This window comes from Pseudoneobacillus rhizolycopersici (assembly GCF_054786815.1).
Genome location: NZ_JBTOOE010000008.1, coordinates 1 through 15,569, shown reverse-complemented (window position 1 = coordinate 15,569; position 15,569 = coordinate 1). Strand labels below are relative to the sequence as shown.

General features: G+C 39.4%; 13 protein-coding genes. 5 read left to right on the top strand and 8 right to left on the bottom strand.

Translation table 11 applies throughout. The features are described from left to right. The first annotated feature begins 105 nt into the window (after positions 1-105). A complete protein-coding gene (locus ACX9YW_RS10425; protein ID WP_460345958.1) occupies positions 106-2,940 on the top strand; it encodes a transglycosylase domain-containing protein in 2,835 nt (944 codons plus the stop codon). Positions 2,941-2,979: 39 nt separating this feature from the next. Here ACX9YW_RS10425 and acsA read toward each other — a convergent pair whose 3' ends face one another. Next, entirely contained in the window at positions 2,980-4,698 is a 1,719-nt protein-coding gene (gene acsA / locus ACX9YW_RS10420) for an acetate--CoA ligase (RefSeq protein ID WP_460345956.1), read from the bottom strand. Positions 4,699-4,919: 221 nt separating this feature from the next. On the opposite strand from acsA, the gene ACX9YW_RS10415 reads away from it, so the two are divergent. The 3 genes from ACX9YW_RS10415 to ACX9YW_RS10405 are packed head-to-tail and all read left to right on the top strand — an operon-like array spanning position 4,920 to position 7,366. Further along, entirely contained in the window at positions 4,920-5,552 is a 633-nt protein-coding gene (locus ACX9YW_RS10415) for a GNAT family N-acetyltransferase (RefSeq protein ID WP_460345953.1), read from the top strand. Between the two features lie 12 nt (positions 5,553-5,564). Then, entirely contained in the window at positions 5,565-6,212 is a 648-nt protein-coding gene (locus ACX9YW_RS10410; protein WP_460345950.1) for an acetoin utilization AcuB family protein, read from the top strand. Then, positions 6,209-7,366: an acetoin utilization protein AcuC gene (locus ACX9YW_RS10405; protein ID WP_460345947.1), complete on the top strand. Its 1,158-nt coding sequence runs from the start codon at positions 6,209-6,211 to the stop codon at positions 7,364-7,366. Before ACX9YW_RS10410 ends, ACX9YW_RS10405 begins: the two co-directional genes overlap by 4 nt. 38 nt (positions 7,367-7,404) lie before the next feature. Here the strand turns inward: ACX9YW_RS10405 and ccpA are convergent, their stop codons facing one another. The 5 genes from ccpA to ACX9YW_RS10380 form a co-directional block, all read right to left on the bottom strand. Continuing rightward, positions 7,405-8,403 (bottom strand): catabolite control protein A, encoded by a 999-nt coding sequence (ccpA, locus tag ACX9YW_RS10400; protein ID WP_460345944.1) that lies wholly within the window; start codon positions 8,401-8,403, stop codon positions 7,405-7,407. Between the two features lie 191 nt (positions 8,404-8,594). After that, on the bottom strand, positions 8,595-9,671 hold the full coding sequence (locus ACX9YW_RS10395; RefSeq protein ID WP_460345941.1) for a bifunctional 3-deoxy-7-phosphoheptulonate synthase/chorismate mutase: 1,077 nt from the start codon (positions 9,669-9,671) through the stop codon (positions 8,595-8,597). A 196-nt stretch (positions 9,672-9,867) separates the two neighbouring features. Continuing rightward, the gene (gene ytxJ, locus ACX9YW_RS10390; protein ID WP_460346312.1) at positions 9,868-10,203 is read right to left on the bottom strand and encodes a bacillithiol system redox-active protein YtxJ; all 336 of its coding nucleotides are present in this window, start codon (positions 10,201-10,203) and stop codon (positions 9,868-9,870) included. 6 nt (positions 10,204-10,209) lie between these two features. Next, positions 10,210-10,602: a YtxH domain-containing protein gene (locus ACX9YW_RS10385; RefSeq protein ID WP_460345938.1), complete on the bottom strand. Its 393-nt coding sequence runs from the start codon at positions 10,600-10,602 to the stop codon at positions 10,210-10,212. A gap of 18 nt (positions 10,603-10,620) precedes the next feature. Continuing rightward, positions 10,621-11,106, bottom strand: a complete 486-nt coding sequence (locus ACX9YW_RS10380) for a DUF948 domain-containing protein (protein ID WP_460345935.1) — start codon at positions 11,104-11,106, stop codon at positions 10,621-10,623. Between the two features lie 142 nt (positions 11,107-11,248). On the opposite strand from ACX9YW_RS10380, the gene ACX9YW_RS10375 reads away from it, so the two are divergent. Continuing rightward, positions 11,249-12,364: an aminopeptidase gene (locus ACX9YW_RS10375; protein WP_460345933.1), complete on the top strand. Its 1,116-nt coding sequence runs from the start codon at positions 11,249-11,251 to the stop codon at positions 12,362-12,364. A gap of 38 nt (positions 12,365-12,402) precedes the next feature. Here ACX9YW_RS10375 and murC read toward each other — a convergent pair whose 3' ends face one another. Both murC and ACX9YW_RS10365 read right to left on the bottom strand, forming a co-directional pair. Continuing rightward, positions 12,403-13,701: a UDP-N-acetylmuramate--L-alanine ligase gene (gene murC / locus ACX9YW_RS10370; protein ID WP_460345930.1), complete on the bottom strand. Its 1,299-nt coding sequence runs from the start codon at positions 13,699-13,701 to the stop codon at positions 12,403-12,405. Between the two features lie 291 nt (positions 13,702-13,992). After that, positions 13,993-15,569 (bottom strand): DNA translocase FtsK (locus tag ACX9YW_RS10365; protein ID WP_460345927.1); only part of this gene is annotated, 1,577 nt, incomplete at its 5' end.

Genomic DNA, 15,569 nt, shown 5'->3' with positions numbered 1-15,569 from the left:
CTAATAATCGACATTTTCTTTTAAAAAAATTAGAAATCCGTCATACCTTGTCATCTTCCTAATTAGGTTATGATATAATTGTAGGTGATTTTAGGGGGTTGATTTATGACAAAAGAACCAAACCATTGGCTTGATCGCCTGAGGAGCATGACCAACATTTTTACCCATAAACGAACCGTCAAAAGCGCTAGAATTACTTATCAAGTTGTTTGGAATTTATTGCTATTATTTTTTATTGTCTTAATTATTGGCGGTGCTTTTGCAGGTGGTGTAGGGGCTGGTTACTTTGCTTCTCTTGTAAAAGATGAGCCCATTAGACCATATGAAAGCATGAAAAAGGATATTTATAACTATGAAGAGACATCTGAGCTTTATTTTGCCAATAATGAATATTTAGGGACATTAAGAACCGATTTAGAGCGGGAAGAGGTTAAGCTGGAGGATGTTTCAAAATACTTGATTGATGCTGTGGTTGCAACAGAGGACCAATACTTCTATGAGCATAATGGTATCGTTCCAAAGGCAATTATGCGTGCGCTTTTCCAAGAGTTCACTAATGCTTCTGTACAAACAGGAGGAAGTACGCTAACGCAACAGTTAATTAAAAATCAAATTCTTACCAATGAAGTTTCTTTTGATCGAAAAGCCAAAGAAATCCTTCTTGCGCTACGGCTAGAGAAATTTTTTAAAAAAGAGGAAATTCTTGAGGCCTATTTAAATGTCTCAACCTTTGGACGTAATTCCTCAGGGCGGAATATTGCCGGAGTTCAAACAGCAGCTAAAGGCCTTTTTGGAGTGAATGCAAAGGACTTAAGCCTTCCACAAGCAGCTTTTATTGCCGGTTTGCCGCAAAGTCCATTTGGCTACACCCCTTTTACAAAGGAAGGTAACCTTAAAAATAATCTCGAGCCAGGACTCTCTAGAATGAAAACGGTGTTAAAGCGAATGTATGATCATAGCTCTATCGACAAGAAAGAGTATGAAGAGGCCATTGTCTACGACATCACAAAGGATTTTATTCCATCAAAGTCAAGCAGTGTTGAAAAATATCCGTGGCTAACGTTTGAAATTGAGAAACGTGCAATTGAAATATTAGCTAAAATATTAGCTGAAAAAGATGGTTACGAAGAAAAGGATCTAAAAGAAAATAATGAATTGAAAGAAGAATATATCACTTTAGCCAACCGAAATCTTAGGCAAAATGGCTACAAAATTCACTCCACCATTGATAAAAATATTTATGATGCAATGCAAAAAGCCAAGGATGAATATCCGTATTTCGGTCCAGACAAACCGCAACTGAAACAAGACCCTGAAACAGGAGAAAATATTACGGTTTCCGAGCCTGTTGAAGTTGGCGCAATTTTAATCGAAAATAATACTGGAAAAATTATCAGTTTTGTCGGTGGACGCGACCATAAACGTGAGCAAGTTAATCATGCAACGGGTTCATTAAGACCAAACGGGTCAACAATGAAACCATTGCTTGTCTACGCACCTGCCATTGAGCTAGGAAAGATATCTCCCGGGTCTGTCCTTCCCGATGTGCCTTTAAAATTAGATTCAACTAACCCTAATCCGTGGCCAAGCAACTATGATAAAAAGTTCAGTGGATTAGTGTCAGCTCGATATGCGTTAACGAAATCTTATAACATTCCAACCGTTAAGCTATATAGTGACATCATTGATCACAAACCAGCTCACTATTTAGACAAAATGGGCTTTACCTCATTGGAAAAACACGATTATACCAATTTATCTACTGCGATTGGTTCAATGGAAAAAGGCGTAACGGTTGAGGAAAATACGAATGCATTTGCTACCTTTGGAAACGGTGGAAAATTTGTTGATGCTTATTTAATTGAAAAAATAGTCGATAATAACGGTGAAGTTATTTACCAGCATCAGGCGGCACCAGTTGATGTTTTCACCCCACAAACAGCTTACTTAACGCTCGATATGATGCGTGATGTTGTAAAAAAAGGGACAGCCGCTGCCATTAATAACCGTCTAAAATTCAAAACCGACTGGGCTGGAAAAACCGGAACTGGACATGATTTCCATGATTCATGGTTTGTTGCGACTAACCCGAACGTCACGTTTGGAATTTGGACCGGTTATGATACGCCAAAATCACTAAAAACGAGTGTAGGTGAACTAACCTATAGCTTGAGAACGAATTATTTATGGGTTGACCTAATCAATGCAGCTTATGCGCAAAATCCATCTTTAATTGGTCCTGAAGAACCGTTTAAAATGCCAGGTGGTATTGTGAAAAGAAGTTACTGCGCCGTATCAGGCTTTATTCCTTCAGATATTTGTGAACGCGCCGGCCTTATTGAAACGGATATTTTTAATATGATATATGAGCCTACTGAAACAGATTCAAGCTTAATTGAAGGAAAATTTGTCCGGGTAGGCAACAAAAAATATTTAGCGATGGATACTACGCCTGATGAGTTTTCCGAATACGGCCTCATCTTAAATCCTGATTTTATTGAAAAATTGGTTGGCAAGGATTTTGCGGACCCTAGTCAATTGATTCCAAAACGAAGTCGCTGGTCAAGAATTCTAGCACCACATTCGAAAATTGTGGAAAACGGACAAATTCCTGAACCGCCAGTGATTACCTCTACGGGGAATACAATTACATGGGGGAACCATCCTGAACATGATGTGATTGGATACAGGGTTTATAATCGAAATTGGCAGGTTGTGTCATCGATTATGGCCGGAACAAATTTAAGTGTAACGGTTGGAAATGGTGAATATTTTGTGATTGCGGTTGATATTGATGGCCAGGAGTCCGGTCCGTCCAATATGGTGCATATCGGTGTAGGTAGTCCGGTCATTCCTTCAGATCCTGTGGATGAGGAAGAAAAAGAAGAAAATGAAGAAGAATTACCGCTGGATTTAGATTCGATTTTTAGACAACCATAGAAAAAAGAACTTGGCTTGCCAAGTTCTTTTTTCATGTTTTTAATCTTCCATCGTCGATAGGTCGCCTGTTGGAAGGTTGAGTTCCCATGCTTTAAGGACGCGGCGCATGATTTTACCGCTTCTTGTTTTTGGCAACTTATCACGGAAATCGATTTCGCGTGGTGCAGCATGTGCCGCAAGGCCTTTCTTAACAAACTGACGAATTTCTTCCTTTAATTCCTCTGTTGCTTCGTAACCTTCGCGTAACGCTACAAATGCTTTAATGATTTCACCGCGAACAGGGTCCGGTTTACCAATTACACCGGCCTCGGCAATGGCGGGATGTTCGACTAATTTACTTTCCACTTCAAATGGACCGACGCGTTCACCTGACGTCATAATCACGTCGTCTACTCGACCCTGGAACCAGAAGTAGCCGTCTTCATCCATATAGGCGGAATCCCCTGAGACATACCAGTCACCAGGCATAAAATAGGATTCGTATTTTGCTGGGTTGTTCCAAATTGTGTACATCATCGATGGCCAACCTTTTTTAATGGCTAGGTTACCCATGCGATAAGGAGGAAGCTCATTTCCTTGATCGTCCACTATTGCGGCTTTAACACCAGGAATCGGTTTACCCATTGATCCAGGCTTAATCTCCATACAAGGATAGTTACTAATTAACTGTGCACCAGTTTCCGTCATCCACCAGTTATCATGTATACGAAGATGGAATACCTTCATCCCCCAGCGAACAACCTCTGGATTCAGTGGCTCCCCAACGCTCAGGATATGGCGTAAACTCTTTAAATTAAACTTCTTAATCACTTCATCGCCGGCACCCATTAACATTCTAAATGCGGTTGGAGCACTGTACCATACCGTAACGCCATAATCTTCAATTACTTGATACCAGGTTTCCGGCTTGAAGCGACCACCGACAATCACATTCGAAGTACCAGTCAGCCAAGGGCCAAAAATTCCATATGATGTACCGGTTACCCAGCCTGGATCAGCTGTACACCAGTAAACATCCTCATCCTTAAGGTCCAATACCCATTTGGCAGTTTGATATTGCTGAATCATCGCGTTATGGACATGGAGAACCCCTTTAGGTTTTCCAGTTGAACCTGAAGTATAGTGAAGAATCATGCCATCTGTGCGTTCAACCCATTCAATTTTCAATTCCTTACTTGCGTCTTTTAATCTCTTATTAAAATCAAAATATTTGCCATCCTCAACAATCCCATCACCGACAAGGAAAATCGTTTTCAATTCTGGCAAATCTTTTACTGGAACACGGTCTAATAGTTCAGGCGTGGTAACAAGAACCTTTGCTCCACTGTCCTCTAAACGGTCGCGAACGGCACCTTCCATAAACGCTTCAAAAAGTGGTCCCACGATGGCACCTAATTTAATCGCACCTAACACGGTAAAATACAATTCCGGTGAGCGAGGCATAAAAATGAACACTCGGTCGCCCTTTTCCACATCCCCATATGACTTAAGGACATTACCCGCTTGGTTCGAATACTCTTTCATTTCTTTAAAGGTATATTTCTCTGTTCGCACACCATCGCGGTAATAAAGGGCTACTTTATTTTTGCGATAGGTTGCTGCGTGGCGATCAATCGCCTCAAATGCCATATTGACCAAACCTGTTTCAGACCAAGAGAATTGTTTTTCTGTTTCTTTCCAATCGAACCTCTTGTAAGTTTCCGCATAATCTTTTAAATTATGATTGCCATGAATGACTGGTAGCGCTTCCACCTTCAAAGTACTCATCCCCTTATTTCGACTTCAAAAACAATTTTAAAGCTATTATAGTATACTTATACTATTTTCTCAATTTTAAAAAATTATTAAATTGCTAAAATATTTATACACCTATGTAAGGTAGAATATATCTAATCACTATAAAATTTAGTGAAAGCGCTTAAAAATGTCAGAATTTATGTATAATAGAGGTAGTGAATGCATTCTTAGAGGTGACGAAGGTGGAACATAAAAAAATATATAATGCTAAAGAGCTGAAAACTCCAAACGGAAATTTATTTATTGAAGGACCCATTTCATCTGAAAAACTAGCAGGTTACGAATTTCACGAAGATCTTGTCGCCTTTAGACCACCAGCACAGCAGCACCGGGCACTCGTAGAAATTGCTGACTTGCCTGAGGGAAGAATTATTATTGCTCGTAATCGACATACGATTGTAGGCTATGTTACATTCCTATATCCAGACCCGTTGGAAAGATGGTCTGAAGGGAAAATGGAAAATCTTATTGAACTTGGTGCGATTGAGGTAATTCCAGAATATAGAGGCTTTTCGGTTGGGAAAAATCTTATTAATGTAGCCATGATGGACGATGCTATGGAAGACTTTATTGTGATTACAACCGAATATTATTGGCATTGGGATCTAAAAGGGACAGGCTTAAATGTATGGGAATATCGTAAAGTAATGGAGAAAATGATGAATTCAGGCGGATTAGAATGGTATGCGACAGACGACCCGGAAATCAGTTCACATCCCGCAAACTGCTTAATGGCTCGCATTGGTAAACGAGTTGATCCAGAGTCGATTCAGAAATTTGACCGCTTAAGATTTATGAATCGTTTCATGTATTAAGGGGGAAACAAAATGATCGTTGAAGAAATTATGAAAACAAAGGTCGCTTATCTTTCAGCAAAGGATACGATTTCAAGAGCGATTGGAGTGATGGCTAAAAACAGAATACGCCATATCCCAATTGTTGATGAGGGTCTTCATGTAATCGGCTTGATTACTGACAGAGATATTAAAGATGCTACCCCTTCGATTTTTCGTGCAGATGAAAATAAGGAGGATTTAGAAAAACCCATCTCTACAATTATGAAACAAAATGTCATAACTGGCCACCCGCTTGATTTTGTCGAAGAAATTGCTGCCCTTTTTTATGAGCATAAAATTAGCTGTATGCCGATAATTAAGGATCAACGATTGGTCGGAATTGTGACCGAAACCGATCTTCTCCATACTTTAGTGGAACTGACAGGAGCTCATCAACCTGGATCACAAATTGAAATAAGAGTACCGAATAAGGCAGGAATGCTCTTAGAGATTTCTACGATCATAAAAAAACATAAAGCCAATATTCAGAGCGTACTCGTTTATCCTGATAAAAAGGATGAAAACTATAAAATAATCGTTGTTAGATTACAGACTATGAATCCAGTCGCAGTAATAAATGACTTAAAATTAGCAGGTCATCATGTATTATGGCCAAATTTACCGGGTGTTTCCTCATGACAAATGATTCAATCTTTATTTATTCCGATGACTTGTTAAAATACAAGTTTAATAGTCATCATCCCTTTAATCAGTTTCGCTTAAAACTAACTTTAGATTTGTTAAAAAAACTTGGTGCAATTGACGACGCCTCGATTGTAGCACCCAAAATGGCCACAGAAGAAGAGTTAGCACTCATTCATGATAAAAGCTATATCCAAGCTGTAAAATTGGCAGGGAGCGGTTCCTTAGCTCCTGAAACAGCCGAAAACTATGGATTGGGAACAGAGGATACCCCTATATTCCCTAATATGCATGAGGCAAGTTCCTTTTTAGTTGGAGGGACATTAACTGCAGTTGATTATGTGATGTCAGGCAAGGCTAAGCATGCCCTTCATCTTGGTGGTGGTCTACATCATGGTTTTCGTGGAAAGGCATCTGGTTTTTGCGTTTATAACGATAGTTCAGTGGCAATCAAGTATTTACAGGAAAAATATAATGCCCGCGTTCTTTATGTAGATACCGATGCTCATCATGGCGACGGAGTGCAATGGTCATTTTATGATGATCCGAGTGTTTGCACATTGTCGATACATGAAACAGGGCGCTATTTGTTTCCCGGGACAGGCAGCATAACCGAACGTGGTCAGGGAAGCGGATATGGTTACTCTTTTAATATTCCTTTAGATGCTTTTACCGAAGATGAATCTTGGCTCTATGCCTATCGTACGTCACTTCGTGAAATTGCTGCTTTTTTTAAACCGGATGTCATTCTCACGCAAAATGGAGCAGACTCTCATTATTTTGATCCATTAACACACTTGTCGGCCTCGATGAAAATATTTCGGGAGATTCCAAAACTTGCTCATGAAATTGCCCACACTTACTGTGATGGTAGATGGATTGCAGTCGGTGGCGGGGGGTATGATATTTGGCGAGTAGTACCGCGTGCCTGGGCCCATATCTGGCTAGAAATGACTGAAAACTCTAATTGTTCGGGAAGTTTACCTTCTAGCTGGGTGGAAGAGTGGCAATCGCTGGCACCGGTTTCTTTGCCAACAACCTGGGAAGATCCAGCTGACCTTTATCCGCCTATCCCTAGGAAAGCAGAGATAACTGAAAAAAACCTACAGACTGTAGAACGAGCTTTATACCCTATTCGAGGACAGTCATAGTCAGACTAAAAGAGCACCCCATATAAGGTGCTCTCTTTCTACTTTGTCGATTGACGATGTTCAATACGATGTGGCAAGACGACAATATGGTCATCTACCTCTTCTTTGTTCATATATTTTGTTAAAAGTCGCATCGCTACGGCTCCAATATCATATAGCGGTTGAACAACGGTTGTTAATTGCGGGCGAACCATTAACGTTAACCTTGTATTATCAGAACTGATAATTTCAAAATCATTTGGTATATGGTAACCTTTATCTTCAGCCCCGTGAACAACCCCTAAAGCCATTTCATCGGTTCCGACAAAAATGGCTGTTGGTTTCGTATCATTTTCAAGAAGTTTTTCAAAAGCCTCCATTCCAGCATCGTAGGTATAATCTCCTTCAACAACCAAATCCTCACGGAAGTCGATTCCTGACTCCGCTAAAGCCCGCTGGTATCCGCGCAATTTCTTTTCTTTATTGATTGGTTCATGTAAAGGTCCTGTGACAAAGGCAATATTCTTATGTCCTTTTTCAACGAATTCCAAAACAGCATCATAGGTGGATTGCTCATAATCGATATTCACGGAAGGAATTTTGCCTGATTCCTCAATTGATCCTGCCAGAACGATTGGAACAGGAGACTTTTCAAATTCTTCTACATGTTCACGGGTAACATGTCCACTCATAAAAACGATTCCATCTACCTGTTTTCCGAGCATCGTATTTAAAAGATGGAGTTCCTTATCCATGTTTTCATCAGAGTTGCTTAAAATAATATTATATTTATACATAGTTGCAATATCTTCAATTCCACGCGCCAACTCTGCAAAGAACAAGTTGGAAATATCAGGTATAATTACTCCGACGGTGGTTGTCTTTTTACTAGCTAAACCTCTTGCCACCGCATTGGGGCGGTAACCTAAGCGGTCGATGACTTCCAAAACCTTTTTTCTCGTTACCGGCTTTACATTTGGGTTTCCATTTACGACACGGGAAACCGTTGCCATTGATACGTTTGCTTCACGTGCAACATCGTAAATTGTTACATTCATCCTAAACACTCCCTCGTCTAACTTCACTAATCTTATTTTATGGAAAGATATGTATCGTTAATCATGTATCATGGTTTGTGATTTACTAAACAAACATGAATAGTTGAATTTATCATACGACAAGCCGTTAAGAGTCGCAAGGGAAAATTAAAAAAACACCCCTCAACCAAGGGCTGAGAGGAGCAGATTTATTAAACACGAGCATAAGCAAATGACCCTATTTCACTCATAAATCGATCAAATTGCTCCAAGTTCATTTGTTGAGCAGCATCTGAAAGCGCAACAGCAGGGTCAGGATGAACCTCGGCCATCACACCGTCTGCCCCAATTGCTAATGCTGCTTTAGCTGCAGGTAATAGCAAATCACGGCGACCAGTCGAATGTGTCACATCAACCAATACAGGTAAATGCGTCTCTTGTTTTAATATTGGGACGGCTGAAATATCTAATGTATTTCGAGTCGCTTTTTCATAAGTTCGGATTCCGCGCTCACAAAGAATAATTTGTCCATTACCTTGCGCCATGATATATTCTGCCGCATAAATAAACTCCTCGATTGTCGCAGCAAGACCTCGTTTTAATAAAATCGGCTTATTAACAGCTCCTGCCGCTTTTAGAAGGGCAAAGTTTTGCATATTGCGTGCACCGATTTGAATAACATCGATATATTCACAAGCTGTTTCAATATCAGCTGGATCTACAATTTCACTAATAACAGCTAAATTATATTCATCAGCGACACGTTTTAGAATTTTAAGTCCCTCTAGGCCAAGTCCCTGGAAATCATAAGGTGAAGTTCTTGGCTTATAAGCACCACCACGTAATAATTTCAGCCCTTTTTCATTTACGGCTTTGGCAACGATAGCCGTTTGCTCATAGGATTCAACGGCACAAGGACCAAACACAAAATGTGGCTTGCCATCACCAATTAATTCTCCTTTTACATTGACAATTGTATCTTCCCGTTTCTTCTTACGTGAAACAAGCAACGCCTTACTGTCATCATCCTTTTGCAAATCAAGCCCTGCTTTAAAGATTTCTTTAAATATATGTTCAATCGTCGCTTTATCAAACGGACCATCATTATGTTTCTTAATAAGGTCTAACATGTCTCTTTCGCGAACAGGATCGTATCGGTAGACGCCTTGAGCTTCCTTCACTCGTCCAATTTCTTGAACAAGTTCTGCTCTTTCATTAATGAGCCTTAGTAGCTGCAGGTTTAATTCATCTACTCTTCCACGAAGCTGATCCAATTCAACTTTGCTCACTATACATCCCGTCCTTTCCATTGTATTTTGAAATTATTTTAGGATAATCAAGCAATGTTTTAATTATAATGGATTGTCTGATGTTTGTCATCCTGATACTTTATTAAGTAAACGCTTTTAAGCAATAAAGTATTAAAGTATTTGGATAAAAAAGCGTGTCAATTGGAGGTCTGCTCCGATCTGACACGCTAATTTTTTACTGATTTTCCTTTAAAATCGTCGTTAAGGTTGAATTTGTTATTTTCCAGTGTGAGACATTCCATTTGACCTCTCCGTTTTTGAATAAAAAGACTTGAGGCGATTCATGCTGAATCTGATAAGTTTCGGCTATATAATTTGAAAGTAGGCGTGCGTCCTGTACGGTTAAGTAATAACACTTTATTTCAGCATTTTCATTTGAAAATTTTTCATATTCCCCAAATGCAGCCTGACTTATTGGACAAGTAGTGCTATGCTTTAGTACAAAAACTGCTCCACCTTGATTTAGAACCTCTTTCAATTGGGTTTCGTGATGAATTTGTTTCATTACTATCCTCTCCTAAGCCTTCATCTTTAACTCTTCTTCTTCAAGAGCCTTTTCGGCTTCCTCTATTTTCCGTTGTAATTCTTCATGTGATGGAACGTACGGTTTTATTGGAACAAAATCCGTTGGTTGTTCTTCTTTTACACCTTGATCTTTTCCATCATTCATCGAACTTTTCATTGAAATAGGCAAATTTTTGGTACGGTCCCTCACTTGAGTCACGAGGTCACCGCTTTTACTGAATGCAGAATCCTTGAATTCAGTTAATGTCCCGCGAATCTCCTTACCTGCCTTGGGTGAGAACAGAAAAGCGGCTGCAGCACCAACAAGACCACCAACAAATGCTCCTAGCAAAAAGTCCTTTGTACTTGATTTTTTTCCATTTACTTGAATTTCTTGTTTTTCCATTATGCTTACCTCCTTTTTTTAAGAATGAGAGCGAAGTCGCTGTAATTCCATTTCCCTTTTTTCTTCCTTTGAAAGGCCCTTTCCCTCATCCTTTTTTTCCTGCTTTTTGGCATTCCATTTTTCCTTTATTTCTATTAACACATTGCTCCATTGGACAACCTGTGAAACTCGGTCTTTATTTTGCTCAATATGTTTATCAAACGCACCTGTCACGCTTTTTAATGATTGATTAAATTTATGTACGGTTGTTCCTACATCCTTTACCGCTGTTACGACAGAGTTTAAGCTTTCTGATTTTGCTTGGATATCATCCGCAAGAGCATTCGTTTTTTGGAGAAGTAATGTTGTTTCCTTGGTCACTCCGTCCAGTTGCTCTTCAATTCCTGCCAACGTTTTTGAAACGGAGGCAATCGTCCCCTGAACTGCCTTTAAGGTTTTAACTAAGTATAAAACTAAGACAAAAAATGCCGCTGCAATCACGGCTACACTAATAGAAATAATCATGCTCGCCCACCTCTTTTATCTTTCTCTAGTATATTTTAACAGTATAGAGAATAACAGTCATGCTTTCAATTAAACAAAATCATACTTTTTAGGGTAAAATATAATTATGCTTCACAATTTACCTACATAATGGAGGAAAGTCATGAGAGATTCGCGTATCGAAGTATTGGCAAAAAATCTGATTAATTATTCCTGCAACCTACAGAAAGGAGAAAAAGTCCTCATTGAAAACTTTGGGCTACAGCGTGAACTAGTCACTGCACTCGTTAAAGAGGCTTATGCAGCAGGTGGCTATCCATTTGTTTTACTAAAAGATCATCAAGTAGATCGAGCGCTTTTACTGGGAGCACAGGAAGAGCAATACGATATGATGGCTGAATTTGAAGCCAATGTTATGAGCAAAATGGATGCTTATATTGGATTGCGCTCAGGGAACAACATTAATGAATTAGCCGATGTTCCCGACGATAAAATGAAAATTTCCGGAAAAACAATCGGTCGCAAAGTACATAGTGAAATTCGCGTTCCAAAAACGAAATGGGTTGTGCTTCGTTACCCAACTTCTTCGATGGCTCAGTTAGCAAAAATGAGTACGGAAGGATTTGAGGATTTTTATTTTAATGTCTGTAATTTAGATTATGGAAAAATGGGTAAGGCAATGGATGGCTTGGTCGAATTAATGAATCGTACCGATAAAGTCCGTATTACCGGTCCGGGAACGGATTTATCATTCTCTATCAAGGATATCCCAGCCATTAAGTGTGCTGGAAATTACAATATTCCAGATGGCGAAGTGTACACCGCCCCTGTCCGTAATTCTGTGAATGGTGTGATTACCTACAATACGCCATCTCCATATCAAGGATTTACGTTTGAAAATGTGAAACTAACTTTTAAGGATGGAAAAATTGTCGAGGCATCCTCCAATGATACCGAGCGAATCAATAAAATTTTCGATACAGATGAAGGTGCTCGTTATATTGGTGAGTTTGCGATTGGGGTTAACCCTTATATTCTTCACCCAATGCAGGACATTTTATTTGATGAAAAAATTGATGGCAGTTTCCACTTCACACCTGGTCAATGTTACGACAATGCCTTTAATGGAAATAGTTCTAATATTCACTGGGATATGGTGAATATTCAGAGACCCGATTACGGTGGTGGAGAAATCTATTTTGACGATGTCTTAGTTCGTAAGGATGGCCGTTTTGTGTTGCCTGAATTAGAAGGATTAAACCCGGAGAATTTAAAATAAATAAGAAGGGGCCGGAACTATTGTTCCGACCCCTTTTTTTATGCTAATTGTCGCTCGTATGCTTCTTGGAACTTTTGAATGTCGCCAGCTCCCATAAAAATGATGACACTGTTTTCATGTTTCTTTAATTCAATTGTGCTTTCTTCGTTTATAATGGCGGCCCCAGGAATTTTCGCCTGTAAATCGACAATCGATAACTTGCCATGATTTTCACGCGCCGAGCCAAAAATTTCACATAAATATACTTGGTCAGCTAAATTTAAGCTTTCGGCAAAATCATCTAAAAAGGTTTGCGTTCGGGTAAAGGTATGTGGCTGGAATACCACCACAATCTCACGGTCAGGAAATTTTTGTCTTGCCGCCTCTACTGTTGCTTTAATTTCGGTAGGATGATGGGCGTAATCATCGATAATCACCTGGCCATGAACCTGCTTTTCGGTAAACCTTCTTTTCACACCTTTAAAGGTCATCAGTTGAGCTTTTACAATTTGTGGATCTAGATTCTCGTAATGACAGATGGCAATAACCGCTAGCGAATTTAATACATTATGATTACCAAATGTTGGAATTGAGAAGGTTTCAAAAAAAGTATTTCTGACAAAAACATCAAAAGTAGTACCCTCTGTTGTCTTAACAATATTCCTAGCTTGGAAATCATTTTCCTCGTTAAAACCATAAAAAAGAACAGGAACTTTCGCTTGAATCCGTTGAAGTTGCTCATCATCGCCACAGGCGATAATTCCTTTTTTCACTTGGACAGCCATTTCCTGAAATGCTTCAATTACATCCTCTAAATTAGCAAAATAATCAGGATGATCAAAATCAATATTCGTCATAATCGCGTAATCAGGGAAATAGGAAAGAAAATGTCTGCGATATTCACAGGCCTCAAACACAAAATATTCTGCTTCTTGTTCTCCTTTTCCTGTCCCATCACCGATTAAAAAGGAAGTGGGCTTAGCCCCTTCCATCACATGAGCTAATAGGCCAGTTGTCGAAGTTTTACCATGAGCACCTGTTACCGCAACACTTGTGAAATTATGCATAAAATCGCCTAAAAACCGATGATAGCGAACAATTGGTAATCCGAGTTTCATCGCTTCTTGAATTTCCTCGTGTGTATCCGGGTAAGCATTACCAGCGATAATAGTCATCCCTGGAGAAATATTTTCCTTTTGAAAGGGAAGGATCTTTATTCCAGATTTTTCAAGAGCTAGTTGAGTAAAAAAATGCTTTTCAACATCAGAACCCTGTACTTCATAGTTCATATCATGAAGAATTTGTGCCAAGGCACTCATTCCAGACCCCTTTATACCTACGAAATGGTAAATAGTCATATAAAGAACCTCCAACCAACAACTTTTACATATTCATACCATTTTTCAAATTCAAATCGTACTTTTAAACGTTAGCAGTTTTACATAAGAATAGTATATGTAACTCAATAAAATTTGTTATTTTTCAAATAGGGCGAGGGTGACCCTTACTATATTTACACAGTATAGCACTAATTCATTCCGTTCACTATTTTTTAATGTAAAAATGAACGAATAGTCCCCCTACCCTTCCACAAAAAACCTAAATCATAGTATTATTATTGTGTTTACGCTTGTAAAGAATACCATTTTTTAGAGGAATGCACTAGTTGAGTTCTCTTGAATTTCGGTTAATTCCTCCAAGGTAATAAGTACATCTCGTGGTTTACTCCCTTTTGGCTCAGAGATAAATCCTTGTTTCTCCATCATATCAATCAATCTTGCTGCACGATTATAGCCAATTTTAAAGCGTCTTTGGATGCTAGAAGTCGATGCGCCTCCTTGATCAATCACATATTCGCACGCCTCATAAAAAAGCTCATCCTCTTCTTCAATGACTTGCGCCTTTTTTAATAGCTCCTCCTGCTGGAAAAGATAATTCGGCTCTTGCTGTAAACGAACGTGTTCAACAACTAAATCGATTTCCGCATCAGAAACAAATGTTCCTTGCAGGCGAACTGGCTTCGATGACCCATTTTCTAAAAATAGCATGTCGCCTCGGCCCAATAATTTTTCAGCTCCGCTAATATCAATAATAGTCCTCGAGTCAATTTGAGATGACACCGAAAAGGCCGTTCTTGTCGGCACATTTGCTTTTATCAAACCAGTAATGACATCTACCGACGGTCGCTGTGTAGCAATGATTAAATGTATTCCACAAGCACGAGCTTTTTGGGCAATCCGACAAATCGATTCCTCAACATCTGCTGGTGACATCATCATTAAATCAGCTAACTCATCAATGATAATGACAATAAAAGGTAACTTATCAGAATAGCGTTTATGATCCTCAGCAATCTCATTAAAGCGATTTATGTCCCTAACCCCCGTATGGGCAAATAGCTCATAACGTCGTTCCATTTCATCAACCGCCCACTTTAACGCTGCCGTGGCCGCTTTTACATCAGTAATCACCGGGCTGACCAGATGTGGAATATGATTATATGGCGCTAGTTCTACCATTTTTGGATCAATTAACAGTAGCTTTAATTCTTCTGGACTAGCCTTATAAAGCAACGACACTAAAATAGAATTTATACATACACTCTTTCCTGATCCTGTCGCACCTGCAATTAAGCCGTGCGGCATTTTCTTTAAATCCGTTACGACAGGGGCACCGGAAATATCCAATCCAAGAACAGCGGTTAGTGGTGAAGAACTATTCCGGAAAGTATCGCTTTTAATAATTTCGGATATCAACACCGGGCGACTCTTTTTGTTTGGTACCTCGATTCCAATCGTATGTTTACCTGGTATAGGAGCTTCAATCCGAATATCTTTGGCTGCAAGGCTTAGTTTAATATCATCTGATAGATTAGTAATTTTGTTAACCTTCACCCCCGGCTCTGGTTGAACCTCGAATCGTGTGACGGCTGGACCTTGGGTAACATTAACAACCTTCGCACGAACACCAAAATTTTTAAGCGCCTCGTTTAAGAGCTCCTCCTGATTTTGTGTCCACTCGAGATTCTCCTGAGCAAAACGAAGGAGAGGTGGATTTAAAAGATCCATCGTCGGGAATTGGTATTGACTTGAATTTACTTTTTCTATTGGTTTTGATTCCATTTGAACAGGAGATGGTGTTGATATCAACTGTTGTTGTTGGTGTTGTTGCTGTTGTTGCTGTTGTTGCTGTTGTTGCTGTTGTTGCTGTTGTTGCTGTTGTTGCT